Below are 23,980 nucleotides of genomic sequence, written 5' to 3'. Positions count from 1 at the left end.
CGCAGCAGTTCCGAAATGGGCGATTAGCTCAGTTGGTAGAGCATCTCCTTTACACGGAGGGGGTCGGCGGTTCGAGCCCGTCATCGCCCACCATTTCGGGTCGTTAGCTCAGTTGGTAGAGCAGTTGACTTTTAATCAATTGGTCGCAGGTTCGAATCCTGCACGACCCACCAATGTAAAAAAGCGCCCTAAAGGCGCTTTTTTGCTATCTGCGATATAGCACATCCCCATTGCAGCCAGACCGCTTGTTTTACTCAAGCTCACGCCTTCTTTGCCGATACCTCTATTTTATGGCGAAAAGGATCTCAATATGACAACTCTTAAGCCCGTTTCTCTGTCGGCGATGGAAATCGGCAGCGTAGATAACAGCTCCGGCGGAAACGACATTGCTTCTCAAATCACCCGTCTGACCAAACAGATAACGAAAGTCACTCAGCAGCTCAAAGAAGTGGCCATGGGTGATGCCACAGCAGAAGAAAAGCAAAAGCAGCAAGAATTACTCGAATCTCAGCTGACTATGTTGCAGGCACAGCTGGCGCAATTGCAGCGTCAGCAGGCCGAAGAGGCGATGCCAAAGCAGGAAAAAGGTGAGGCAGTCGCGGAAGGCATCAATAAGCCCTCCGCAGAACATCAGATTAATATCTACGTCTGATTATTGGTTTCGTTAAAAAGCGGATCACGTGTGCGGGCCTCCATCAAACGTTCGGCCTGCATACGCACCACATCCCAGCAGGCATGCGCCGCGCCGGAAAGAGACCTGTTTTTACGGCGTACCAGCATCAGCTGGCGTTCGACACAGGGTACGAAACGCTTCACCGTTAAACGACTCCCCTGCGGCAGTGGCAGCGCCAGCGCCGGCAGAACGCTGATGCCAATCCCCGCTTCGACCATGGGGAACAGCGTGGCAGGATGCCCGATCTCCTGCACAATGGTTGCCTTAACACCCTGCGCGGTCAGTGCGGCATCTATCAGCGGGCGGCTGCCTGATGCATAATCCTGTAACACCAGGTTTGCCCCCTGCAAGGCCTGCCAGGCCACCCGCGGCAGCGATGCCAGAGGATCATCATCGCGGCAGAGCAATAAAAAGGGCTCCGAGAGCACCACTTCACATTCCAGGTCGCTTACCGCTCCGGGATCAATAACGATGCCAAAATCCACATCCCCCTGACGGATACTCTCCAGTACCCACTGCTGCGGCCTGTCATGCAAAACAAAATCAATATCCGGATAGCGGTGATTACTTTCAGCGATGCACTGGGGAATAAGATGCGCCGAAATCGTCTGGCTCGCCGCCACTCTCACGGTGCCGGAAAGCTGTTGTCCGAGCCGGCCGACATCCCTGAGCGTACTGTTCAGTTCATCCAGCAGCCTCTCCAGACGCATTGCCAGCTGCTGTCCCGCTTCGGTGAGCACCACTTCTCGCGTCGTGCGGTCGAGCAGCTTCACGCCCGTTTGCGTTTCAAGCTCCTTAACGCTATGGCTCACCGCCGACTGGCTGAGGCCAATGATCTCCCCTGCCCGGCTAAAGCTGCGGGCCTGCGCGACGGTGACGAAAACGCGAAGCTGACGTAACGAATAATTCATCTGTTTAATTCATGAATGGATGCAATAAATCAATTTTATTTCTCAAAGGGAAGAAAGCACAATAGCGGCATCTGTTTTCAGGAGTGATTATGAAACTTTTTCGTATCCTTGATCCGTTTACGCTGACCCTGATTGGTGTCGTCTTGCTGGCCTCGTTCTTCCCGGCGCGGGGCAGTTTCGTTCCGGTTATTGAAGGACTGACCACGGCAGCTATTGCCCTGCTGTTCTTTATGCATGGCGCCAAACTCTCCCGGGAAGCCATTATTGCAGGCGGTAGCCACTGGCGAATGCATCTGTGGGTAATGTGCAGCACTTTTATCCTCTTCCCGGTTCTGGGCGTGCTGTTCGCCTGGTGGGCGCCGGTGAATGTCGATCCGGCGCTGTATACCGGTTTCCTTTATCTGTGCATTTTGCCGGCCACCGTGCAGTCTGCAATTGCCTTTACCTCGCTGGCGGGCGGTAACGTCGCGGCGGCGGTTTGTTCTGCTTCCGCTTCCAGCCTGCTCGGGATCTTTGTTTCACCGCTGCTGGTCGGTCTGCTGATGAACATGCACGGGGCGGAAGGCAATCTGGAGCAGGTGGGTAAAATTTGTCTGCAACTGCTGCTGCCGTTTGTGCTCGGACACTTATCCCGTCCCTGGATTGGGGAGTTTGTGGCGAAACATAAAAAATGGATCGGGAAAACGGACCAAAGCTCAATTTTGCTGGTGGTTTACACGGCCTTCAGCGAAGCCGTGGTGAACGGCATCTGGCACAGGGTGGGCGCTGGATCGCTGCTGTTTATTGTGGTGGTAAGCATCGTTCTGCTGGCCATTGTCATCGCGGTTAACGTCTTTGTGGCCCGCAAATGCGGCTTCAATAAGGCCGATGAAATCACCATTGTATTTTGCGGATCGAAAAAGAGCCTGGCCAACGGGATCCCAATGGCCAATATTCTTTTCCCGACGTCCGTCATTGGGATGATGGTGTTGCCGCTGATGATTTTCCATCAGATCCAGCTGATGGTGTGTGCGGTACTGGCGCGGCGTTACAAGGCGCAGACGGAAAAGCTGGCGCAGGAAGAGACCCACGCCGCGAAAGTTTAAGGACGTTTCAGGGGCTGAACCAGCTGGGTCAGCCCCTCTGTTTTGATCAGTAACGTGATAGCCATCAGCTCGCCCAGACGCCCGGCGGGGAACTCATCCTTACGGGCAAACCACAGCAGATACTCTTCCGGTAAATCAATCAGCCTGCGACCCTTATATTTACCGAACGGCATCTCCGTATTGGCGATCTCAACGAGCTGCTCTTTTTCCACGTCACTCTCCTAACAGGCGCATCATTTCCGCTTCGTCGATTATCTCGATGCCAAGCTCCTGCGCTTTTGCCAGCTTCGAACCGGCCGCTTCCCCGGCAATCACCAGGTCGGTTTTCTTCGATACGCTGCCCGCCACTTTTGCCCCCAGCGCCACCAGGCGCGCTTTCGCGTCATCGCGTGAAAGCTGACTCAGGCTGCCGGTCAGCACCACCGTTTTACCGGCAAACGGACTGTCGATCTCTTCGGCATTAACCACTACCGGTGCGGGCCAGTGAATGCCCTGTTCCAGTAATTTACCGATCACTTCACGGTTGCTCTCTTCGGCGAAGAAGTTGAAAACGTGGGTGGCGACCACAATGCCGACATCAGGGACTTTCTGTAGCTCGTCGATGGTGGCTTTCTCCAGCGCGTCCAGCGTGCCGAAATACGCCGCCAGCCCTGCCGCCGTCGCCTCTCCGACTTCACGAATGCCGAGCGCGTAAAGGAAACGGGCAAAGGTGGTGTTTTTGGCCGCCTCGAGCGCGTTAACAATGTTCTGGGCAGATTTCGGTCCCATACGATCAAGACCGGTCAGCTTACCTGCCGTCAGGGTAAAGAGGTCCGCAGGCGTATGGACGTACTCTTTCTCAACTAACTGGTCGATAATCTTGTCACCCATTCCGTCCACGTCCATCGCCCGGCGGGAGACGAAGTGCTTCAGGGACTCTTTACGCTGCGCGCCGCAGATTAACCCGCCCGTACAGCGCGTTACCGCTTCACCTTCCACGCGCTCAACGTCAGAACCACATACCGGACAGTGGGCTGGAAACTCGATGGCACGGGTGTCGGCAGGACGTTCAGACTCCACAACGTTAACCACCTGTGGGATCACATCACCCGCGCGGCGAATCACCACTTTGTCACCAATTCGCAGCCCCAGACGCGCAATTTCATCGGCGTTATGCAGCGTGGCGTTACTTACCAGCACGCCAGCCACCTGCACAGGCTCCAGACGCGCCACAGGCGTAATGGCCCCCGTACGTCCGACCTGAAACTCCACGTCGCGAACGAAGGTCATCTGCTCTTGCGCCGGAAACTTAAAGGCCACCGCCCAGCGTGGCGCACGGGCCACAAATCCCAACTGTTCCTGCAACGCCAGCGAATTAACCTTGATCACCACGCCGTCAATATCAAACCCGAGCGTGGGACGATCTTCTTCAACCTTGTGATAGAACGCCAGCACCGCCTCCGGAGAGTCGCAGAGCTGCACGCGGTTGCTTACCGGTAATCCCCACTCTTTGAACTGCATTAAACGCCCCAGGTGGGTATCTGGCAGGTCACCGCCTTCCAGGATCCCGACGCCGTAGCAGAAGAAAGTAAGCGGTCGCTTCGCGGTGATACGCGGATCGAGCTGACGCAGCGAACCTGCCGCCGCGTTACGCGGGTTAGCAAACACTTTCCCGCCGGTACGACGCGCTTCTTCGTTGATCTTCTCGAAGCCCGCCTGCGGAAGGAACACTTCCCCGCGCACTTCCAGCCGGGCGGGAATGTTATCGCCACGCAGTTTCAGCGGGATCGCACGAATAGTGCGCACATTGGTGGTGATGTCTTCCCCGGTAGTGCCGTCGCCGCGCGTTGCGGCACGCACCATCACGCCGTTCTCATAAAGAATACTGACGGCCAGACCATCCAGCTTTAGCTCGCAGCACCAGCTCAGATTGTCGACGCTCTTCAGGCGATCCTGCACGCGCTTGTTGAAAGCCAGAAAACTCTCTTCATCAAACACGTTATCCAGCGACAGCATCGGCACTTCGTGGCGCACCTGGCTGAAAGCTCCCAGCGGTTCCGCACCGACGCGCTGCGTTGGAGAATCGGGCGTAATCAGTTCGGGGTGCTGCGCTTCCAGCTCGCGCAGTTCACGCATCAGGCGGTCATACTCCGCATCCGGCACTTCCGGTGCGTCCATAACATGATAGAGATATTCATGATGGCGAAGCGTGGTTCGCAGTTCAGTAAGTTGTTGTTCGATTGAGTCCATATCGCACCATCAATGAGAAAAACCCCCGACAGGCGGGGGTTGAGGAGGAGTTGAAGTTAACGCGACGATTACGCGTTCGCTTCCTTAACTTCGCGGATGCGGTCCTGATACTCGCGCAGTTTCTGCGGCGTCATCATTCGACGCTGATCGTCGAGCACCACACCGCCCACTTCGTCGGCGATGTGCTGAGCGGACTGTAGCATCAGCTTAAAGTTTTGCAGCTCGTCACCGTAGGACGGCACCTGCATAAAGATCGTAACGCCTGGTGTGACGAAATCACCGGTCATTTCCGGGTCAAACGTGCCTGGATTGACCATATTGGCCAGGCTGAACAGCGCCGGACCGCTGCCGTCAGGACTCAGGTGGCGATGGAAAATATTCATGTCGCCGAACTTGAAGCCTGCCTGTTGGATGCTGTTAAGCAGCACATCACCGTTCAGATGGGTGCCATGATGAGCAGCCACGTTCATAATGATCACCGCTTCTTTACGCTGCGGCTTTTCAACAACCGGTTCTGGCTCTGCAACCGGCTCTGGCTCAGCGCGCGGGGCGGGCTGTGGCGCAGGCGGTTCAGGCTGCGGCTGCGGTTGTTGTACCGGCTGCGGCTGCTGAACAGGCTGTGGCTGATGCACTGGCTGTGCAGGCTGTTGGACAGGTTGCGGCTGTACAGGCTGTGGCGCAACGGGCTGCTGTTGCACAGGCTGGTGCGGCGGATGACGAACAGGTTCTTCCACTGGCGGCGGCGCTGGCTGGCGCGGCTGGGCAGAGGCATACGGTGGTTGATACTGGTGCTGCGGAGCGCGGGGGGCTTCATGCTCTCCATGCGCTGCGCCGGGCGCAGTATTGACCCGATGAACACGAACTTCACCCACGCCGTCGTCGTCAAGACCGTCGATGTCGTCTTCAACGTCATCGTCGTCACGACTGGACTTCATGCGCTTCAGTGGACGATCGCGAAACATAGAGGAACGCTCTTTACGGCTGGTCCAGAAACCATGTACCAGTAAAGCGATTATGGCGATCGCGCCAACAATGATTAATATCAGACGCAAATCCTGCATCATTATATTCTCTGTTGTTCTAACACCTTGCCACCACGGCAAACATTTACTCACTAAGAGTATTTGCCGTTTACGTCAAGTGCAAGTGTATGCAGAGCATTCACAGCATAAAGATGAACTAAATCGTGCTTTTTGCTGGTTTTTCGAACATTTCCGAACTGGTCATTGGCCCGTAACTGGATAATATAGGCGGGCAATTCCACTGGTTGTGTAAAAAGGAGTACAGCCTGGTATGGTTTCAACATCTTCTTCTGCCCCACGCAGCGGGGTCTGGTACTTTTCTCAGGGCTGGAAACTGGTCTCCCTGCCGGGCATTCGACGCTTCGTTATTTTGCCGTTACTGATCAACATTATTCTGATGGGCGGGGCCTTCTGGTGGCTGTTCACCAGACTGGAAAGGTGGATCCCTTCCCTGATGAGCTATGTGCCGGACTGGTTACAGTGGCTAGACTACCTGCTCTGGCCGATTGCGGTTATCTCCGTGCTGCTGGTTTTCGGCTATTTCTTTTCGACGATAGCAAACTGGATAGCCGCGCCGTTCAACGGTCTGCTGGCCGAACAGCTTGAAGCGCGCCTGACCGGTGCGACGCCACCTGACACGGGCGTATTGGGGCTCGTGAAAGATCTCCCCCGCATCATGAAGCGTGAATGGCAGAAGTTCGCCTGGTACCTGCCGCGGGCGATTGTGCTGCTTATCCTTTATTTTGTACCCGGGATTGGCCAGACGGTCGCGCCCGTGCTGTGGTTCCTGTTCAGCGCCTGGATGCTCGCTATCCAGTACTGTGATTATCCGTTCGATAACCACAAAGTGCCGTTTAAAGAGATGCGCACTGCCCTGCGCACTCAGAAGGTTGCCAATATGCAGTTTGGCGCGCTGACCAGCCTGTTCACCATGATCCCTTTCCTGAATTTGTTCATCATGCCCGTTGCCGTATGCGGCGCGACGGCGATGTGGGTGGACTGCTACCGTGCTAAGCACGCGTTATGGAAGTAATGCAAAAATGTGTAAAAGAGGGGTGGCTTATGCCGCCCCTTATTCCATACTGATCCCCATTATTTCCTTGCAGCATATAGATATGCGATTTCCTTACTTCCCCATACCTGTTCAACAGGTATGCTGGGTCGGTATCCCAATTTCATACAGTTAAGGACAGGCCATGAGTAAGATTTATGAAGACAACTCGCTGACTATCGGTCATACGCCCCTGGTTCGACTGAACCGTATCGGTAATGGACGCATTCTGGCGAAGGTCGAATCTCGTAACCCAAGCTTCAGCGTTAAATGCCGTATCGGTGCGAATATGATTTGGGATGCTGAAAAGCGTGGCGTGCTGAAACCTGGCGTTGAGCTGGTTGAACCCACCAGCGGCAATACCGGTATCGCTCTGGCCTATGTTGCGGCGGCGCGTGGCTATAAGCTGACGCTGACTATGCCTGAAACCATGAGCATTGAGCGTCGTAAGCTGCTGAAAGCGCTGGGTGCGAACCTGGTCCTGACCGAAGGCGCGAAAGGCATGAAGGGCGCGATTCAGAAGGCCGAAGAAATCGTCGCCAGCGATCCGGCAAAGTATCTGCTGCTCCAGCAGTTCAGCAACCCGGCCAACCCGGAAATTCATGAGAAAACCACCGGCCCGGAAATCTGGGAAGATACCGACGGTCAGGTTGATGTGTTTATCTCCGGCGTAGGCACCGGCGGTACGCTGACCGGGGTGTCTCGCTATATTAAAGGCACGAAAGGTAAAAAAGATCTGATTACCGTTGCCGTTGAGCCAACCGACTCGCCGGTTATCGCTCAGGCGCTGGCAGGCGAAGAGATCAAACCAGGTCCGCACAAAATCCAGGGTATCGGGGCTGGCTTTATTCCAGGCAACCTCGATCTGAAGCTGATCGATAAAGTGGTCGCCATCACCAATGAAGAAGCCATCTCTACGGCGCGTCGCCTGATGGACGAGGAAGGCATTCTGGCGGGTATCTCTTCCGGTGCGGCGGTTGCGGCAGCGCTCAAACTGCTGGAAGACGAAACCTTTACCAATAAGAACATTGTGGTTATCCTACCGTCTTCGGGTGAGCGTTACTTAAGCACAGCACTGTTTGCCGATCTCTTCACAGAGAAAGAACTGCAACAGTGATGCCAGCATGTTAAAAACGCGTAAAAAAGCACCTTTTCAGGTGCTTTTTTGTGGCCTGCTTCAAAGTTTTACCCCTCCTGGCATTGCTTCACCCCGTTGGGTCTGGTATTTAAACCAGCAATTATTTTGATGCGCGAAATTAATCGGTGAACGAAATAGCGCTGCTGAATCGATTTTATGATTTGGTTCAAGTCTTGCTTTCACTGCATAATGTTTAATGACGATTGAAACGTCAGCGCTAACTATACAGGCTAAAGTTAAGTCGCCAGGCTAGACTTTAGTTCCACAACACTAAACCTATAAGTTGGGGAAATACAATGTTCCAGCAAGAAGTTACCATTACCGCTCCGAACGGTCTGCACACCCGCCCTGCTGCTCAGTTTGTTAAAGAAGCGAAAGGCTTCACTTCTGAAATCACTGTGACTTCCAACGGCAAAAGCGCTAGCGCAAAAAGCCTGTTCAAGCTGCAAACTCTGGGCCTGACTCAGGGTACCGTTGTTACCATCTCCGCTGAAGGTGAAGACGAGCAGAAAGCAGTTGAGCATCTGGTTAAGCTGATGGCTGAACTCGAGTAAGTTTACCGGGTTCTTTTCAATATCAGTCACAAGTAAGGTAGGGTTATGATTTCAGGCATTTTAGCATCCCCGGGTATCGCTTTCGGCAAAGCATTGCTGCTGAAAGAAGACGAAATCGTCATTGACCGGAAAAAAATTTCTGCCGACAAGGTTGATCAGGAAGTTGAACGTTTTCTGAGCGGTCGTGCCAAGGCATCTGCGCAACTGGAAGCGATTAAAACTAAAGCTGGCGAAACTTTCGGTGAAGAAAAAGAAGCCATCTTCGAAGGGCACATTATGCTGCTCGAAGATGAGGAGCTGGAGCAGGAAATCATAGCCCTGATTAAAGATAAAGGCATGACGGCCGACGCGGCTGCGCATGAAGTTATCGAAGGTCAGGCATCTGCCCTGGAAGAGCTGGACGATGAATACCTGAAAGAGCGTGCGGCTGACGTACGTGACATCGGTAAGCGCCTGCTGCGCAACATCCTGGGTCTGGCCATCATCGATCTGAGCGCGATTCAGGACGAAGTGATCCTGGTTGCCGCTGACCTGACCCCGTCTGAAACCGCACAGCTGAACCTGAACAAGGTGCTGGGTTTCATTACTGATGCAGGTGGACGTACTTCCCACACCTCTATCATGGCGCGTTCTCTGGAGCTGCCAGCCATTGTGGGTACCGGTAGCGTTACCTCTCAGGTTAAAAACGACGACTATCTGATTCTGGATGCCGTAAACAATGTGGTTTACGTCAACCCAACTAACGATGTGATCGAGCAACTGCGCGCCGTTCAGGAGCAGGTTGCTACCGAGAAAGCGGAACTCGCTAAACTGAAAGATCTGCCAGCCATCACGCTGGACGGCCATCAGGTTGAAGTGTGCGCTAACATCGGTACCGTACGTGACGTTGACGGCGCTGAGCGCAACGGCGCGGAAGGTGTGGGTCTGTATCGTACTGAATTCCTGTTCATGGATCGCGACGCTCTGCCAACGGAAGAAGAGCAGTTTGCAGCGTACAAAGCGGTTGCGGAAGCGTGCGGCTCGCAGGCGGTTATCGTCCGTACCATGGACATCGGTGGCGACAAAGAGCTGCCGTACATGAACTTCCCGAAAGAAGAGAACCCGTTCCTGGGCTGGCGTGCCGTGCGTATCGCCATGGATCGCAAAGAGATCCTGCGTGACCAGGTTCGCGCTATTCTGCGTGCCTCCGCTTTCGGTAAACTGCGCATCATGTTCCCGATGATCATCTCTGTTGAAGAAGTGCGTGCACTGAAGAAAGAGATCGAAATCTACAAACAGGAACTGCGCGACGAAGGTAAAGCATTTGACGAATCCATTGAGATCGGCGTGATGGTGGAAACACCGGCAGCCGCGACCATTGCGCGTCATTTAGCCAAAGAAGTTGATTTCTTTAGTATCGGTACCAATGATTTAACGCAGTACACCCTGGCAGTTGACCGTGGTAATGATATGATTTCACATCTCTACCAGCCAATGTCACCGTCCGTACTGAATTTGATCAAGCAAGTTATTGATGCTTCTCATGCAGAAGGTAAATGGACTGGCATGTGTGGTGAGCTTGCAGGCGACGAACGTGCTACACTTCTGTTGCTGGGTATGGGTCTGGACGAATTCTCTATGAGCGCCATTTCCATCCCGCGCATTAAGAAGATTATCCGTAACACGAACTTCGAAGATGCGAAGGTGTTAGCAGAGCAGGCTCTTGCTCAACCGACAACGGACGAGTTAATGACGCTGGTTAACAAGTTCATTGAAGAAAAAACAATCTGCTAATCCACGAGATGCGGCCCAATTTACTGCTTAGGAGAAGATCATGGGTTTGTTCGATAAACTGAAATCTCTGGTTTCTGATGACAAGAAAGACTCCGGAACTATTGAGATTGTTGCTCCGCTCTCCGGCGAGATCGTCAACATCGAAGACGTGCCGGATGTAGTGTTTGCTGAGAAAATCGTTGGTGATGGCATTGCTATCAAACCAACTGGCAACAAAATGGTTGCTCCAGTTGACGGCACCATCGGTAAAATTTTTGAAACCAACCATGCGTTCTCTATCGAATCCGATAGCGGTATCGAACTGTTCGTTCACTTCGGTATCGACACCGTTGAACTGAAAGGCGAAGGCTTCAAACGTATCGCGGAAGAAGGCCAGCGTGTTAAAGTTGGCGACCCGGTAATTGAATTCGATCTGCCACTGCTGGAAGAAAAAGCCAAGTCTACCCTGACGCCGGTTGTTATCTCCAACATGGACGAAATTAAAGAACTGATCAAACTGTCTGGCAGCGTTACCGTGGGTGAAACCCCGGTTATCCGCATCAAGAAGTAATTCTTGCCGCACGGTAAAATGGCGCCTTCGGGCGCCATTTTTGTTTATGCAGGCAGGATAAGCTCGTCATAGCCTTTCGACTGCGTATAGATCATCACGTCAGTCACCCTGTCGCCCGCCATGCGAATGGCGTCGGCCACGGTTTTACCCCCGACGATACCGCTCACCAGCTCCGAACAGAACAGATCCCCCGTCCCTTTCAGATCCGTCTCTACGCGCGGGTGCGCGCTAACGGTAACACCTTCTTCGCTCACCAGCACGACGTGGATATTCTGCGGATCGTCAGCCACTGGCGCACTAGTGATAGCCACCCATTTCAGCGAGTTGGACAGCAGCCCCTGCGCGGCGGCAATGGCGCTCTCCGGCGTACGGCACGGTTTGCCGCTCAGCACTTCCAGTTCATACACGTTGGGCGTAATGCCCTGGGCCAGCGGGAGCAGATGTTCACGGTAGGCTTCAGGAATATCCGGCTTCACGTACATCCCGCTGTCGATATCCCCGATTACCGGGTCAACCAGCACCAGCAGATCGGGATGTTGCACTTTGATCGCCTTCAGCCACTGCGCCAGCAGCACGATCTGGCTGGCACTGCCCATATACCCGGTTGTCACCGCTTTTAACTCGCGTAAAATCTCACGCTCTTCCAGCGCCTTCAGGTAGCCGCTGAACCACTCGTCCGGGATCACCCCGCCGTAGAAGGTGTCGTAGTGTGGCGTATTGCTGAACAGCACCGTCGGCACGGCGGTAACGTTCAGCCGGTGGGTGCGAATATTCGGCACCGCGATGCTGTTTCCCACGCTGCCGTACACCACCTGCGACTGTACGGCGACAATATCGGTTTGCTGCGCCCGGGTGTTATCCCGGAATAAAATCATCTCCATGACGCTTAAATCCCCGCCCCCTGCGAATAACTCTCTTCACCAAAGACGCCGGTAGACAGGTAACGGTCGCCGCGATCGCAAATAATCGCTACGACCACCGCTCCCGGCGTGGACTCAGCCACCCGGATCGCGCCCGCTACGGCACCGCCAGAGCTGACGCCGCAGAAGATGCCTTCACGTACGGCCAGCTCACGCATGGTATTTTCCGCCTCGCGCTGATGAATATCCAGCACCTGGTCCACAAGCTGCGCATTAAAGATGCCCGGCATATACTCCGCCGGCCAGCGGCGGATGCCCGGAATACTGCTCCCCTCTTCCGGTTGCAGGCCGACAATCGTCACTGGCTTATCCTGTTCACGCAGAAAGCGTGACACACCGGTGATCGTGCCCGTGGTCCCCATGCTGGAGACAAAGTGGGTGATGCGCCCGGCGGTTTGCTGCCAGATTTCCGGGCCGGTGGTGGTGTAGTGCGCGTACGGGTTGTCCGGGTTATTAAACTGGTCGAGCAGCTTGCCTTCCCCGCGCTCCGCCATCGCTAACGCTAAATCTCGCGCCCCTTCCATCCCCTGCTCTTTGCTCACCAGAATCAGCTCGGCTCCATAGGCGCGCATGGCGGCACGGCGCTCCTGGCTCATGTTATCCGGCATCAGCAGCTTCATACGATAGCCTTTCAGGGCGGCTATCATCGCCAGTGCGATACCGGTGTTACCACTGGTGGCTTCGATCAGCACATCGCCGGGCTTTATCTCGCCGCGCTTTTCGGCCTGAACAATCATCGACAGCGCCGCCCGGTCTTTCACCGACCCCGCCGGGTTATTGCCTTCAAGTTTGACCCAGATTTCGCTGCCGTTGTCACACCCCATGCGCTGAAGTTTGACCAGAGGGGTGTTGCCGATGGTGTGTTCGAGTGTATTCACGATTTTTACTCAATAAAAAGCCCGGTAAGCATCACGCCACCGGGCGAAAAACATACTCAATAACCTATCAGGCTGACTCCGCCAGAGCAATATCCTCGCGCGTCTCGATGCGCTCGTTGCCGTGATAAATGCGCGCGTGTTGCAGCCCCACAAACAGGCGTTCCCCCCGGTGCGGCGGCTCCTCGTCACGCATAACCACGGTCAGCGGCTCGGTGTACCAGCCCAGGGGCTGTACCACCAATTGGGTGTAGTGGCCTTTAGGGCTAGCTTCCAGCACCTGCACCGGAAGCGGTGAATCCAGGCTGGTACGGCGGCTGACGTCCACTTCCCACGGACGCAGGAACAGATCCACCGGCCCCTGATGCGCGGAGGTATACCCCAGCGGCCAGCGGTGCGCGCCAACGTGGAACTGACCGCCGCGAATGGTGCCCTGAAGGCGGTTTACTTCTCCCATAAACTCCAGCACAAAGCGGGTCGCCGGTTCACGCCAGAGCTGCTCTGGCTCGTCAACCTGCTCAATGTTGCCCTGACTCATTACTACCACGCGGTCGGCCACTTCCATCGCCTCTTCCTGATCGTGGGTCACGAAAACGCTGGTGAACTGGAGTTCCTCATGCAGCTGACGCAGCCAACGGCGCAGCTCTTTACGCACCTGCGCATCCAGCGCGCCAAACGGTTCGTCCAGTAGCAGGATTTGCGGTTCAACGGCTAACGCACGCGCCAGCGCCACGCGCTGCTTCTGCCCGCCGGAAAGCTGAGCCGGGAAGCGGTCCGCCAGATGTGCAAGCTGCACCATCTCCAGCAGTTTGGTCACTTTCGCTTTGATGGCGGCGGCATCTGGACGTTCACGACGCGGCAGCACGGTCAGGCCAAACGCAATGTTGTCAAATACCGTCATGTGGCGGAACAGCGCGTAATGCTGGAATACAAAGCCCACTTTACGGTCGCGGGCGTGCAGGCGGCTCACGTCCGTACCGTGGAAGCGGATATGTCCGCTGGTCTGGTGCTCAAGCCCGGCGATAATACGCAGCAGCGTGGTTTTACCGGAGCCAGACGGCCCCAGCAGCGCCACCATTTGTCCGGAAGGGACATCCAGCGAGATATCATTCAGCACCTGGGTGCGACCAAAAGACTTCTTAATATTGGCAATCTCAATGCTCATGATTTCCCTCCTGATGCTGACGTTTTTCCTGATTCTCTAAACGCCACTGCACCACACTCTTCAAAAACAGGGTCAAAATGGCCATCAGCGTCAGCAACGCTGCGGCAGTAAAGGAACCGACAGTGTTGTAGTCCTGTTCCAGTAATTCAATCTGTAACGGCAGCGACAGGGTTTCGCCGCGAATCGAGCCGGATACTACCGACACCGCGCCAAACTCACCGATCGCACGGGCGTTGGTCAGCACCACGCCGTAAAGCAGTGCCCAGCGGATATTCGGCAGCGTGACGCGGCGGAACATCTGCCAGCCGGAAGCGCCGAGCAGCACCGCGGCTTCATCTTCATGGCTGCCCTGGCTGAGCATCACTGGCACCAGCTCGCGCACCACGAACGGACAGGTGACAAAGACGGTCACCAGCACCATCCCCGGCCAGGCGAACATGATTTGCAGGTCGTGTTCATCCAGCCAGCCGCCCAGCGGGCCATTGGAGCCGTAGAAGAGCAGATAAACCAGACCCGCCACCACAGGAGACACCGCAAACGGGATATCCAGCAGGGTCAGCAGCAGCTGACGCCCCGGGAAGTTAAAGCGCGTTACCAGCCAGGCCAGCAATACGCCAAACACCAGATTCACCGGGACAGTGATCAGGGCAATCATCACCGTCAGCCAGATGGCGTGGAGCATGTCCGGATCGGCCAGATTTTGCAGCGCGGGCATAATCCCTTTGCTGAAGGCCTGTACGAAGATGTACACCATCGGCACGACGAGAATGAATGCGGAGACCAGCACGCCGGTACCAATCAGAAACCATTTGCCCCAGTTGATGCGGGGCGCGTCATAGCGCTTCAATTGCGTAACTTCCGCCATCAGTGACCTACCACACGTCGACCAAAGCGACTTTGCAGAGTGTTAATCGAAAACAGTAGCAGCAGCGACGCGGCAAGGATCACCGAGGCAATCGCGCTCGCGGCCGGATAATCAAACTCCTGCAAACGGACAAAAATCATCAGCGAGGTCACTTCGGTTTTCCACGCGATGTTCCCGGCGATAAAAATGACCGCGCCAAATTCACCGAGGCTGCGGGTAAAGGAGAGCGCCACCCCCGCCAGCAAGGCCGGAGAAAGTTCCGGCAGAACAACCTTACGGAAACTCTGCCAGCGCGTGGCGCCCAGGGTTTCCGCGGCCTCTTCGTATTCGGGTCCTAACTCTTCCAGCACCGGCTGCACGGTACGCACCACAAACGGGATGCTGGTAAAGGCCATCGCCACCGCGATACCGAGCCAGGTATAGGTCACTTTGATATCAAACTTCGCCAGCCACTCACCGTAAAAGCCGTTCACGGAAAACAGCGACGCCAGCGTCAAACCGGCCACTGCCGTCGGCAGGGCAAAGGGCAGATCCATCAACGCGTCGAGGAGCGTGCGGCCCGGGAAGCGATAGCGGGTTAAGATCCACGCCATCAGCAGGCCAAACACGCCGTTAAAAATCGAGGCCACGAACGCAGACAGCAGCGTTACCTTATAGGCCGCCACCACCTGAGGGTTGGTGACCACTTCCCAGTACTGGGACCAGCTCATCTCAGCGAGCTGCATCACCAGAGCGCTGAGCGGTAACAATAAAATCAGACAGACGAACAGCAGGCTGGTCCCGAGGCTTAAGGTAAAACCCGGCAGCACACGTCTTGTTGATCCTGCAAACATTACTTACGCCCCGCCGCCAGCAATTTGTCTAACTCACCGCCGCTGGCAAAATGCGTTTTCATCACCTCAGGCCAGGCGCCGAAATGATCTTCCACGCGGAACAGCTCGGTCTGCGGGAATTTGTCTTTCAGCTTGCTCATCACGTCCGGGTTGTTGACACGGTAGTAGTAGTCGGTGATAACGGTCTGCGCCTGCGGGCTGTACAGATAGTTCAGGTAGGCTTTCGCCGCCTTTTCTGTGCCGTTAGCCTTAACGTTTTTATCCACCCACGCCACCGGGAACTCGGCCAGAATGTTGGTTTTCGGGATAACCACTTCGAAGCCCTGCGCTTCGTACTGTTTACGAATATTGTTCACCTCGGATTCAAAGCTGATCAGCACGTCGCCCAGCCCGCGTTCGGCGAAGGTAGTGGTTGCGCCACGACCGCCGGTATCAAACACCTCGACGTTTTTCAGGAACTGGGTCATAAACTGTTCGGTTTTCGCTTTATCGTTACCGTCAGCTTTGTCCGCCGCGCCCCACGCCGCCAGATAGGTGTAACGTGCGTTGCCGGAGGTTTTCGGATTCGGGAAGATCAGCTTTACGTCTGAACGCACCAGGTCGTTCCAGTCGTGGATGTTCTTCGGGTTGCCCTTGCGCACCAGGAAGCCCATGGTGGAGTAAAATGGCGAACTGTTGTTCGGCAGGCGGCTTTGCCAGTTCGCCGGGATCAGTTTGCCTTTGTCGTGCAGGATCTGCACGTCCGTGACCTGGTTGTAGGTCACCACATCGGCTTTCAGCCCCTGCAAAATGGCCAGCGCCTGCTTGGATGAGCCAGCGTGCGACTGTTTGATGGTCAGCTTGTCGCCGTTGTTCTCTTTCGCCCACTGCTGTTCAAATGCGGGATTAAGGGCGGCAAACAGCTCGCGCGAAACATCATAAGAACTGTTCAGCAACTCGGTTGCCTGCGCCTGCGCCACCAGCAGTAAACCTGCCAGTGCCAGCGATCCTTTTTTCAGTACAGTAACGGCCATTGCGCACCCTTATAAATGTGATGACTATCTTATAGTCATAATATTTATAACGGAGTCTAAAGGAGTAACGGTTTTATATACCGTTTGGTGATTAAGAAGCAGAAAAGGGAATAAGGGTGCGAGAGAAATTGCCGGGTGGCGCTAACGCTTACCCGGCCTACGAATGGAGAGCGATTTACAGCGCCAGCAGGCGCTCAACGGACGGCGCAAAGTAGTAGCCGCCAGTCACCGGACGGGTGAAGCGCAGCATGGCGTCACGCTTGCCGTCGGTATCGCCAAACATGCTCAGCAGCTGCTGTTCAATGTTGTAGAGGCGCGCGCAGTAAGCGCAGAAGTACAGGCCGTGCGTACCGCTCGCGGTGCCGTACGGCAGGCTCTGGCGAACAATCTTCAGCCCCTTACCGTCTTCTTTAAGGTCAACGCGGGACAGGTGGGACGTGACCGGACGCGCATCGCCGTCAATCTCTTCATTGGCATCTTTGGTACGGCCAATCATCATCTCCTGGTCATGCACGCTCATGCGGTTAAGCTGCCTGAGGTTATGCTCCCAGCGCTGGACGAACACATAGCTGCCGCCCGCGTCCACGCCATCCTTGATTACAGCCACCTCGCGACGCGTCTCTTCCCCGGCCGGGTTTTCGGTGCCGTCGACGAAGCCGCTCAAATCGCGCTCTTCCACCCAGCGGAAACCGTGGATCTCTTCCTGCACGTCGATGCTGTCACCAAAGGCCTCAATCGCTGCCTGAGCGATGGAGAAGTTCACGTCATGGCGCAGGGAGAGGATATGGATCAGGACGTCATACTGGGTGGCGGGCGCAAGACCTTTGCCATAAGGAATAAAATCTTTCAGCTCTTCTGCGCCTTCGCCGCCGCTCAGCTGACGCCAGACGGTATTGCCAAAGGCAACCACCGCGCCCAGATGGGCTTCGGGGAATTTGGCCTGGAAGGTGGCCAGTTTATCAACGAAAACTTTGCTGGCCGCACGCAGGGCATCCACATCCCCTTTGACGTTGGCTTCAATCCAAATCGCCGCGCGGCAATGTTCTGGCAAAATGCCACTCTGAACCTGAGACATCGCTCCTCCTGAAAAAAAGATGCCACGACTGCGTGGCATTGATGGCGGCTATTATACCTGGATTTCAGCGAGGCGGCTTGCTCAGGCGCAAATTACTGCTTCCAGATAATTTTGCTCACTTTCCACTTTTTCAGGGTGTCGTCAGACGGCATTAACCCTTCCGGACCGTTCCAGGTGCCGCTGAATACATAGCTAATGTGCTGGCTGCCGTCGGCCTTACACTCGACCGCCACGCTCTCCTCCGACGGCACACTGGCGCAGTGGCCAAACGCTTTCTGGTAGAGCTCGCCAAACGGCGTACCTACCTTCACGCCACCTGAGGTCGGAATCTCTTCATCCATCACCGCAATGCGGTTGACCGTACCTTTATCGCCGTTGATGACCATCGCCACCTTGTCGTCTTTCAACGCTTCGAAATAGCGCACGATGTTGCCGTTCTCGGTTTTCATGCCGCTGCGCAGGCGATAATCACTGCCGATGGCATCCTGAATGGCATCCTGATCCAGTGCCGTCGAGGCGGTAATTTTGCCCACGCCCTGCTCGGTCACTTCCGTTGAGGAACCAAACCAGTTCCACGGATAGGCCGCAGACCAGTTGATGGATGAGAGCGTGGAACAGCCGGTTAACGCCAGCGGGAGAGCGCATAAAAGTAAACGCAGCGATTTCATTGAGACGTCCTTACGTAGTAAATCAACGCTTGTTGGAGTGCAGTATCGGCAAAAAGTGCCGTTTTAATCTGACTCTTGCGTAAAACAGGCGCGTAAACGGGGATTCGTGACCAGCCACAGCAGCGCGACAATATCCGCCACCACCAGCGCAATCCCGATACCTGATAGCGGCTCGCCGTACAGCCAGAGCACGGGCTGCCAGACCAGGAGCACAACCTGCGCCAGAATCAATAGCCAGCGAAGTGCGCGCCAGAAGCGCGGGAGGAACTGCCGCCGTCCGCTGCACAGGAACGCCAGCACCGCCGGTACACCGGGCAGTAACCCCAGCCAGAACGCATCGTGATCGGGATAAAAGAGATTCAGTAGCGTATCGCCCTGCCCGCGCGACGCGCCAGCCATCACGAACAGCACCCAGGTGCGGGCCTGCAACAGCAAAACGCACCAGAACAAAAAAGGCAGACGCAGACGACCGTGAACGTCGTAGTCGCCAGGGTGGAACTCAGTACTCTTCATCTTCGATCAGGCGCTTACCCAGCGTCAGTACATCCGCATGCTCGTAGCCCAGACGTTCATACATGCCCAGCACCACGTCGTTATCTTCCCGGACCATAATCTGGATTTTCGGGCAGCCACGGGCGATCAGCTTCTTTTCCAGACGGTTAAGCAGCGCGTTGGCGATGCCGCGCGCGCGGTATTCCGGGTGCACGCCCAGATAGTAGGCCGAGCCGCGGTGGCCGTCGTACCCGCCCATCACCGTCCCGACTACTTCGCCGTTGACCTCAGCGACCAGAAACAGACTGACATCGTGATTCACCTTCCGTTCGATGTCCATCTCCGGATCGTTCCATGGACGCAGCAGATCGCAGCGCTCCCAAAGGGTGATCACCTCTTCGAAATCTTCCTGGCGAAAAACGCGTATCTCCATGGTATTAACCGCCTTTTCGGGTTTAAAAACAGTGATTATGGCGTGAACAGGGCATTTAGCCAATAACCGGGGAAAAACTCGCCAAAATTTGGCATAATGTCACTTTGTCACGTATTGAAATGAAAAGTAAAACAATTCTCAATAAGGAATGTCGTCACGCAAAACGCGATACGATATAACACCAGGACCCCAATTTTTACAATTCAGGCCGCATGAGCACATTCAAACCATTAAAAGCACTCACATCGCGTCGTCAGGTTCTCAAAGCGGGGCTGGCGGCCTTAACGTTAACGGGCATCGCAAAGCAGGCTCAGGCAAAAGACGAGAGCACGCTTAAAACCAGTAACGGACACAGCAAACCGAAAACCAAAAAAGCCGGCGCAAAGCGTCTGGTCATGCTCGATCCAGGCCACGGCGGGATCGACACCGGCGCCATTGGCCGAAACGGTTCGAAAGAAAAACACGTCGTGCTGGCAATTGCAAAAAATGTGCGCGCAATTTTACGCAGCAACGGTATTGACGCCCGCCTGACGCGCACGGGCGACACGTTTATCCCACTGTACGATCGCGTGGAGATTGCCCACAAGCACGGCGCAGACCTGTTTATGTCCATTCACGCGGATGGCTTCACAAACCCTTCCGCCGCAGGCGCCTCGGTGTTCGCTCTCTCCAACCGTGGCGCCAGTAGCGCCATGGCGAAATACCTCTCCGATCGTGAAAACCGGGCGGATGAAGTGGCCGGGAAAAAAGCTACCGACAAAGACCATCTGTTACAGCAGGTTCTGTTTGATCTCGTGCAGACCGATACCATCAAAAACAGCCTGACGCTCGGCTCGCATATCCTTAAACGGATTAAGCCCGTGCACCGTCTGCACAGCAAAAGCACCGAGCAGGCCGCGTTTGTGGTGCTGAAGTCCCCGTCCATACCGTCCGTGCTGGTGGAAACCTCGTTCATTACCAACCCGGAAGAAGAGCGTTTACTCGGCACCACGGCGTTTCGTCAGAAGATCGCGAACGCCATCGCCTCCGGGGTCATCAGTTATTTCAACTGGTTCGATAATCAAAAAGCGCACTCCAGGAAACGTTGATGAAACCGAATGCACAGCTGGTCAAAACTTTCCTGATGCAGCTACAGGACGCGATTTGCCAGAAACTTTCCGCCGCAGACGGCGGTGAATTCCAGGAAGACGCCTGGCAGCGCGAAGCGGGCGGCGGCGGGCGCAGCCGCGTGCTGCGTAACGGCGGTATTTTTGAACAGGCCGGGGTCAACTTCTCCCACGTCCACGGTGATGCAATGCCAGCGTCCGCCACGGCGCATCGGCCTGAACTGGCGGGCCGCAGCTTCGAGGCGATGGGCGTCTCGCTGGTGGTGCATCCGCATAACCCGTTTGTGCCAACCAGCCACGCCAACGTGCGCTTTTTCATCGCGGAAAAACCGGGGGCCGATCCGGTCTGGTGGTTTGGCGGCGGTTTCGACTTAACGCCTTACTATGGCTTCGAAGAGGATGCCGTGCACTGGCACACCACCGCGCGCGACCTCTGCCTGCCGTTTGGCGAAGACGTTTACCCGAAATACAAAAAGTGGTGCGATGACTATTTCTATCTGAAGCACCGCGACGAGCAGCGCGGCATCGGCGGGCTGTTCTTTGACGATCTCAACACGCCGGATTTTGATACCGCATTCAGCTTTATGCGCGCGGTGGGTGAAGGCTTTACCGATGCCTATCTGCCGATTGTCGAACGCCGCAAAAACACCGACTACGGCGTGCGCGAGCGTGAGTTCCAGCTTTACCGCCGCGGGCGCTACGTGGAGTTTAACCTGGTATGGGATCGCGGGACGCTGTTTGGCCTGCAAACCGGTGGGCGCACGGAGTCCATTCTGATGTCGATGCCGCCGCTGGTGCGCTGGGAATACAGCTACGCGCCAAAAGAAGGCAGCCCGGAGGCTGCCTTGAGTGAGTTTATTCGGGTTCGGGACTGGGTGTAACCCTTACCCCTCACCCCGGCCCTCTCCCCAAAGGGGCGAGGGTGAAAAGACGGCTCGGAGCTGTCCCCTCTCCCCTCAGGGGAGAGGGTTAGGGTGAGGGGTGGGGTTAATTACAGCGGCTGCGTCTGTGCCTCAACCACCGCCAGCGCCACCATATTGACGATACGACGCACGGAGGCAATCGGCGTTAACACATGCACCGGTTTTGACACCCCCATCAGCACTGGCCCTACGGTCACCCCTTCAGAACTCGACACACGCAGCAGGTTATAGCTGATACGCGCCGCTTCCACGTTCGGCATAATCAGCACGTTCGCCGAGCCTTTCAGCGGGCTATCCGGCATGCGTTCGTTACGGATGCTCTCCACCAGCGCGGCGTCGCCGTGCATCTCGCCGTCGATCATCAGCTCCGGCGCACGCTCGCGCACCAGGTCCAGCGTCTGGCGCATTTTGCACGCCGCCGCGGATTTGGATGACCCGAAGTTAGAGTGCGACAGCAGCGCCACTTTCGGCTCGATACCAAAGCGGCGCACGGTTTCCGCCGCCATCACGGTGATTTCCGCCAGTTCCTCCGGGGAAGGATCGTCGTTGACGTAGGTATCGGCGATAAAGGTGTTACCGCTTGGCAGCAGCAGCGCGTTCATTGCGCCGGCAGTATGGACGCCCTCGCGATAGCCGAAGATCTCCTGCACCACGCTGAAATGCTCATGGTACTCGCCGATGGTGCCGCAGATCAGCGCATCCGCCTCACCGCGATGAACCATGATCGCGCCGATCACCGTGGTATTGCTGATCACCGCCCGCTGCGCCTGCTCCTGGGTGATCCCGCGACGCTTCATGATCGAATAGTATTCGTTCCAGTACTCTTTGAAGCGCGGATCGGATTCGTTATTGACGATCTCAAAGTCGACGCCCGGCTTAATTTGCAGGCCCAGCTTCTGAATACGCATCTCGATCACGCTCGGACGACCAATCAGGATCGGTTTCGCCAGCCCTAAGGTGATCAGCTCCTGCGTGGCATGCAGCACGCGCGCCTCTTCCCCTTCCGCCAGCACCACGCGCTTCGCGTCAGCGCGCGCCTGGGAGAAGATCGGCTTCATAAACAGGTTGGTTTTGTAGACGAACTCGGTGAGTTTATCGACGTAGGCATCGAAATCTTCAATCGGCCGCGTCGCCACGCCGGAGTCCATCGCCGCTTTAGCCACCGCTGGCGCGATCTTCACGATCAGACGCGGGTCAAATGGTTTAGGGATAATGTAGTCGGGGCCGAAGCTCAGATCCTGATCGCCGTAGGCGGAGGCCACCACTTCGCTCTGCTCGGCGTGCGCCAGCTCTGCGATAGCATGAACGGCGGCGAGCTTCATCTCTTCGTTGATTGCCGTAGCGCCGACGTCCAGCGCACCGCGGAAGATGAACGGGAAGCAGAGCACGTTGTTCACCTGGTTCGGGTAGTCCGAACGTCCGGTACAGATGATCGCGTCTTCACGCACCGCCTTCGCCAGCGGCGGCAGAATTTCCGGCTCCGGGTTCGCCAGGGCCAGGATCATTGGCGCGCGCGCCATCTTCTGCACCATCTCCTGGGTCAGTACTTTCGGGCCTGAACAGCCGAGGAAAATGTCGGCACCTTCAATGACGTCTTCTAGCGTGCGCTTGCCATCGTCTTCCACCGCATAGGCCGCCTTGGTTTCCGCCATGTTTGGCTCGCGGTCTTTGTAGATCACGCCCTTGGAGTCGCAGACCACAATATTGTGCTTCTGCATGCCCAGCGCCACCAGCAGGTTCATACAGGCGATGGCCGCGGCGCCTGCGCCGGAGACCACCATGCGCACGTCGGAGAGATTTTTCTCTACCACGCGCAGGCCGTTCAGAATGGCGGCGGTACTGATAATCGCCGTGCCGTGCTGGTCGTCATGGAACACGGGAATGTTCATACGCTCGCGCAGCTTCTGCTCGATATAGAAACATTCCGGCGCTTTGATGTCTTCCAGGTTGATGCCGCCGAAGGTCGGCTCCAGCGCCGCCACCACGTTGATGAATTTATCCGGATCCAGTTCGTCCACTTCGATATCGAAGACGTCGATACCGGCAAATTTCTTAAACAGAACGCCCTTCCCTTCCATCACCGGCTTACCGGCCAGCGCACCGATGTTCCCTAACCCCAGCACCGCCGTACCGTTAGAGATAACGGCCACCAGGTTGCCACGGGCGGTGTATTTGTACGCTGCCAGCGGATCTTTTTCGATTTCCAGGCACGGAGCAGCCACGCCTGGCGAGTAGGCCAGCGCCAGATCGCGCTGGGTCGCCAGCGGTTTGGTCGGGGATACCTGGATTTTACCCGGAACAGGAAACTCGTGAAAATCGAGAGCGCTTTGTTTTAACTGATCATCCATCTTGTTATTCCTTTCACGTTTCGGTCAAAAAGGGTGATGTTGACGTTCCTATGCACACCCTGGTGTGCCGCATAGTATCGCCGCAGGCAGGCTCCTAAACTTTGAAGGCTGCCAAACTCTCACCATTGCAGAATAAAAATTGTTATCAATTTATAACAACCATGTTACCCGTCTCAGACAGCAATGCCTCCCCCGTCTGCTATGCTTTTTTGTTAAGTCCATCATGATATTCTCAGAAGTGTGACCTGACGCACTCGACTAACTCTTTTATTTCCAAG

The 23,980-nt window shown here is 55.8% G+C and carries 24 protein-coding genes and 2 tRNA genes; 11 read left to right on the top strand and 15 right to left on the bottom strand.

Annotated elements, in window-relative coordinates; genetic code table 11:
* Positions 1–17: 17 nt before the first annotated feature.
* The 3 genes from SK53_RS00785 (at position 18) to SK53_RS00775 (ending at position 652) form a co-directional block, all read left to right on the top strand.
* A tRNA-Val gene (locus SK53_RS00785) sits at positions 18–93 on the top strand.
* A 4-nt stretch (positions 94–97) separates the two neighbouring features.
* A tRNA-Lys gene (locus SK53_RS00780) sits at positions 98–173 on the top strand.
* Positions 174–310: 137 nt separating this feature from the next.
* On the top strand, positions 311–652 hold the full coding sequence (locus SK53_RS00775) for a FlxA-like family protein (protein ID WP_048208281.1): 342 nt from the start codon (positions 311–313) through the stop codon (positions 650–652).
* Here SK53_RS00775 and SK53_RS00770 read toward each other — a convergent pair.
* Entirely contained in the window at positions 643–1,584 is a 942-nt protein-coding gene (locus SK53_RS00770) for a LysR family transcriptional regulator (protein WP_048208280.1), read from the bottom strand. The two genes, SK53_RS00775 and SK53_RS00770, sit on opposite strands and share 10 nt — an antisense overlap.
* A gap of 89 nt (positions 1,585–1,673) precedes the next feature.
* Between SK53_RS00770 and SK53_RS00765 the strand changes: the two genes are divergently transcribed.
* Positions 1,674–2,669 (top strand): bile acid:sodium symporter family protein, encoded by a 996-nt coding sequence (locus SK53_RS00765; protein WP_048208278.1) that lies wholly within the window; start codon positions 1,674–1,676, stop codon positions 2,667–2,669.
* Here SK53_RS00765 and SK53_RS00760 read toward each other — a convergent pair.
* The 3 genes from SK53_RS00760 to zipA all read right to left on the bottom strand — a co-directional run bounded on the left by SK53_RS00760 (position 2,666) and on the right by zipA (position 5,962).
* Positions 2,666–2,881: a DUF3820 family protein gene (locus SK53_RS00760; protein WP_003861328.1), complete on the bottom strand. Its 216-nt coding sequence runs from the start codon at positions 2,879–2,881 to the stop codon at positions 2,666–2,668. The two genes, SK53_RS00765 and SK53_RS00760, sit on opposite strands and share 4 nt — an antisense overlap.
* Before the next feature lies 1 nt (position 2,882).
* Positions 2,883–4,898, bottom strand: a complete 2,016-nt coding sequence (ligA, locus tag SK53_RS00755; protein ID WP_032645659.1) for an NAD-dependent DNA ligase LigA — start codon at positions 4,896–4,898, stop codon at positions 2,883–2,885.
* A 68-nt stretch (positions 4,899–4,966) separates the two neighbouring features.
* Positions 4,967–5,962: a cell division protein ZipA gene (zipA, locus tag SK53_RS00750; RefSeq protein ID WP_003861325.1), complete on the bottom strand. Its 996-nt coding sequence runs from the start codon at positions 5,960–5,962 to the stop codon at positions 4,967–4,969.
* A gap of 229 nt (positions 5,963–6,191) precedes the next feature.
* Here zipA and cysZ point away from each other — a divergent pair, with 229 nt between their 5' ends.
* The 5 genes from cysZ (at position 6,192) to crr (ending at position 10,986) form a co-directional block, all read left to right on the top strand.
* Positions 6,192–6,953 carry a sulfate transporter CysZ gene (gene cysZ, locus SK53_RS00740; RefSeq protein WP_022651555.1) on the top strand — a complete coding sequence of 254 codons (762 nt, stop codon included), beginning with the start codon at positions 6,192–6,194 and terminating at the stop codon, positions 6,951–6,953.
* 163 nt (positions 6,954–7,116) lie between these two features.
* Positions 7,117–8,088 (top strand): cysteine synthase A, encoded by a 972-nt coding sequence (cysK, locus tag SK53_RS00735; RefSeq protein WP_006811453.1) that lies wholly within the window; start codon positions 7,117–7,119, stop codon positions 8,086–8,088.
* Positions 8,089–8,405: 317 nt separating this feature from the next.
* Positions 8,406–8,663 (top strand): phosphocarrier protein Hpr, encoded by a 258-nt coding sequence (gene ptsH, locus SK53_RS00730; protein ID WP_000487600.1) that lies wholly within the window; start codon positions 8,406–8,408, stop codon positions 8,661–8,663.
* Between the two features lie 45 nt (positions 8,664–8,708).
* Entirely contained in the window at positions 8,709–10,436 is a 1,728-nt protein-coding gene (gene ptsI, locus SK53_RS00725; protein WP_023314613.1) for a phosphoenolpyruvate-protein phosphotransferase PtsI, read from the top strand.
* Between the two features lie 40 nt (positions 10,437–10,476).
* Positions 10,477–10,986, top strand: a complete 510-nt coding sequence (gene crr / locus SK53_RS00720; RefSeq protein ID WP_003861316.1) for a PTS glucose transporter subunit IIA — start codon at positions 10,477–10,479, stop codon at positions 10,984–10,986.
* Positions 10,987–11,030: 44 nt separating this feature from the next.
* Here crr and pdxK read toward each other — a convergent pair whose 3' ends face one another.
* The 10 genes from pdxK to SK53_RS00670 form a co-directional block, all read right to left on the bottom strand.
* Complete coding sequence (gene pdxK, locus SK53_RS00715; protein WP_003861313.1) at positions 11,031–11,867, bottom strand: pyridoxine/pyridoxal/pyridoxamine kinase; 837 nt, start codon at positions 11,865–11,867, stop codon at positions 11,031–11,033.
* A gap of 5 nt (positions 11,868–11,872) precedes the next feature.
* Positions 11,873–12,784, bottom strand: coding sequence for a cysteine synthase CysM (cysM, locus tag SK53_RS00710; RefSeq protein ID WP_003861311.1), 912 nt, complete (start codon positions 12,782–12,784; stop codon positions 11,873–11,875).
* Between the two features lie 67 nt (positions 12,785–12,851).
* Entirely contained in the window at positions 12,852–13,946 is a 1,095-nt protein-coding gene (gene cysA, locus SK53_RS00705) for a sulfate/thiosulfate ABC transporter ATP-binding protein CysA (RefSeq protein ID WP_048208275.1), read from the bottom strand.
* On the bottom strand, positions 13,936–14,811 hold the full coding sequence (gene cysW, locus SK53_RS00700; protein WP_003861305.1) for a sulfate/thiosulfate ABC transporter permease CysW: 876 nt from the start codon (positions 14,809–14,811) through the stop codon (positions 13,936–13,938). Before cysW ends, cysA begins: the two co-directional genes overlap by 11 nt.
* Complete coding sequence (gene cysT / locus SK53_RS00695) at positions 14,811–15,644, bottom strand: sulfate/thiosulfate ABC transporter permease CysT (RefSeq protein WP_003861303.1); 834 nt, start codon at positions 15,642–15,644, stop codon at positions 14,811–14,813. Before cysT ends, cysW begins: the two co-directional genes overlap by 1 nt.
* Complete coding sequence (locus SK53_RS00690; RefSeq protein ID WP_032609792.1) at positions 15,644–16,657, bottom strand: sulfate ABC transporter substrate-binding protein; 1,014 nt, start codon at positions 16,655–16,657, stop codon at positions 15,644–15,646. The genes cysT and SK53_RS00690 overlap by 1 nt, the downstream gene beginning before the upstream one ends.
* 175 nt (positions 16,658–16,832) lie before the next feature.
* Positions 16,833–17,732 carry a Dyp-type peroxidase gene (locus SK53_RS00685; RefSeq protein WP_003861297.1) on the bottom strand — a complete coding sequence of 300 codons (900 nt, stop codon included), beginning with the start codon at positions 17,730–17,732 and terminating at the stop codon, positions 16,833–16,835.
* A 92-nt stretch (positions 17,733–17,824) separates the two neighbouring features.
* Complete coding sequence (locus tag SK53_RS00680; RefSeq protein WP_003861296.1) at positions 17,825–18,400, bottom strand: RpoE-regulated lipoprotein; 576 nt, start codon at positions 18,398–18,400, stop codon at positions 17,825–17,827.
* 63 nt (positions 18,401–18,463) lie between these two features.
* Positions 18,464–18,913, bottom strand: a complete 450-nt coding sequence (locus SK53_RS00675) for a DUF2919 domain-containing protein (RefSeq protein WP_003861294.1) — start codon at positions 18,911–18,913, stop codon at positions 18,464–18,466.
* Positions 18,900–19,325 carry a GNAT family acetyltransferase gene (locus tag SK53_RS00670; RefSeq protein WP_003861292.1) on the bottom strand — a complete coding sequence of 142 codons (426 nt, stop codon included), beginning with the start codon at positions 19,323–19,325 and terminating at the stop codon, positions 18,900–18,902. Before SK53_RS00670 ends, SK53_RS00675 begins: the two co-directional genes overlap by 14 nt.
* A 212-nt stretch (positions 19,326–19,537) precedes the next feature.
* On the opposite strand from SK53_RS00670, the gene amiA reads away from it, so the two are divergent.
* Together amiA and hemF are read left to right on the top strand one after the other, a co-directional pair.
* Positions 19,538–20,413 (top strand): N-acetylmuramoyl-L-alanine amidase AmiA, encoded by an 876-nt coding sequence (amiA, locus tag SK53_RS00665; RefSeq protein WP_023325022.1) that lies wholly within the window; start codon positions 19,538–19,540, stop codon positions 20,411–20,413.
* A complete protein-coding gene (gene hemF / locus SK53_RS00660) occupies positions 20,413–21,312 on the top strand; it encodes an oxygen-dependent coproporphyrinogen oxidase (protein WP_023325023.1) in 900 nt (299 codons plus the stop codon). The genes amiA and hemF overlap by 1 nt, the downstream gene beginning before the upstream one ends.
* 110 nt (positions 21,313–21,422) lie before the next feature.
* On the opposite strand, the gene maeB is transcribed toward hemF, so the two are convergent.
* A complete protein-coding gene (gene maeB / locus SK53_RS00655) occupies positions 21,423–23,702 on the bottom strand; it encodes an NADP-dependent oxaloacetate-decarboxylating malate dehydrogenase (RefSeq protein ID WP_003863546.1) in 2,280 nt (759 codons plus the stop codon).
* Between the last annotated feature and the right edge of the window lie 278 nt (positions 23,703–23,980).

The sequence above is a fragment of the Enterobacter sp. MGH119 genome (assembly GCF_001037675.1).
Classification (GTDB): domain Bacteria; phylum Pseudomonadota; class Gammaproteobacteria; order Enterobacterales; family Enterobacteriaceae; genus Enterobacter; species Enterobacter hormaechei_C.
The sequence above is the reverse complement of the archived record's forward strand: the minus strand, read 5'-3'. Positions and strand labels throughout refer to the sequence as shown.

What these genes read in the sequence shown, in the direction of transcription:
- ptsI (WP_023314613.1), top strand. Translation starts at nt 8,709, where the DNA reads ATGATTTCAGGCATTTTAGCATCCCCGGGTATCGCTTTCGGCAAAGCA.
- SK53_RS00770 (WP_048208280.1), bottom strand. Translation starts at nt 1,584, where the DNA reads ATGAATTATTCGTTACGTCAGCTTCGCGTTTTCGTCACCGTCGCGCAG.
- SK53_RS00675 (WP_003861294.1), bottom strand. Translation starts at nt 18,913, where the DNA reads ATGAAGAGTACTGAGTTCCACCCTGGCGACTACGACGTTCACGGTCGT.
- ptsH (WP_000487600.1), top strand. Translation starts at nt 8,406, where the DNA reads ATGTTCCAGCAAGAAGTTACCATTACCGCTCCGAACGGTCTGCACACC.
- cysA (WP_048208275.1), bottom strand. Translation starts at nt 13,946, where the DNA reads ATGAGCATTGAGATTGCCAATATTAAGAAGTCTTTTGGTCGCACCCAG.
- cysT (WP_003861303.1), bottom strand. Translation starts at nt 15,644, where the DNA reads ATGTTTGCAGGATCAACAAGACGTGTGCTGCCGGGTTTTACCTTAAGC.
- crr (WP_003861316.1), top strand. Translation starts at nt 10,477, where the DNA reads ATGGGTTTGTTCGATAAACTGAAATCTCTGGTTTCTGATGACAAGAAA.
- SK53_RS00680 (WP_003861296.1), bottom strand. Translation starts at nt 18,400, where the DNA reads ATGAAATCGCTGCGTTTACTTTTATGCGCTCTCCCGCTGGCGTTAACC.
- cysK (WP_006811453.1), top strand. Translation starts at nt 7,117, where the DNA reads ATGAGTAAGATTTATGAAGACAACTCGCTGACTATCGGTCATACGCCC.
- SK53_RS00775 (WP_048208281.1), top strand. Translation starts at nt 311, where the DNA reads ATGACAACTCTTAAGCCCGTTTCTCTGTCGGCGATGGAAATCGGCAGC.
- hemF (WP_023325023.1), top strand. Translation starts at nt 20,413, where the DNA reads ATGAAACCGAATGCACAGCTGGTCAAAACTTTCCTGATGCAGCTACAG.
- SK53_RS00670 (WP_003861292.1), bottom strand. Translation starts at nt 19,325, where the DNA reads ATGGAGATACGCGTTTTTCGCCAGGAAGATTTCGAAGAGGTGATCACC.
- zipA (WP_003861325.1), bottom strand. Translation starts at nt 5,962, where the DNA reads ATGATGCAGGATTTGCGTCTGATATTAATCATTGTTGGCGCGATCGCC.
- cysW (WP_003861305.1), bottom strand. Translation starts at nt 14,811, where the DNA reads ATGGCGGAAGTTACGCAATTGAAGCGCTATGACGCGCCCCGCATCAAC.
- amiA (WP_023325022.1), top strand. Translation starts at nt 19,538, where the DNA reads ATGAGCACATTCAAACCATTAAAAGCACTCACATCGCGTCGTCAGGTT.
- SK53_RS00690 (WP_032609792.1), bottom strand. Translation starts at nt 16,657, where the DNA reads ATGGCCGTTACTGTACTGAAAAAAGGATCGCTGGCACTGGCAGGTTTA.
- pdxK (WP_003861313.1), bottom strand. Translation starts at nt 11,867, where the DNA reads ATGGAGATGATTTTATTCCGGGATAACACCCGGGCGCAGCAAACCGAT.
- cysZ (WP_022651555.1), top strand. Translation starts at nt 6,192, where the DNA reads ATGGTTTCAACATCTTCTTCTGCCCCACGCAGCGGGGTCTGGTACTTT.
- SK53_RS00685 (WP_003861297.1), bottom strand. Translation starts at nt 17,732, where the DNA reads ATGTCTCAGGTTCAGAGTGGCATTTTGCCAGAACATTGCCGCGCGGCG.
- SK53_RS00765 (WP_048208278.1), top strand. Translation starts at nt 1,674, where the DNA reads ATGAAACTTTTTCGTATCCTTGATCCGTTTACGCTGACCCTGATTGGT.
- ligA (WP_032645659.1), bottom strand. Translation starts at nt 4,898, where the DNA reads ATGGACTCAATCGAACAACAACTTACTGAACTGCGAACCACGCTTCGC.
- maeB (WP_003863546.1), bottom strand. Translation starts at nt 23,702, where the DNA reads ATGGATGATCAGTTAAAACAAAGCGCTCTCGATTTTCACGAGTTTCCT.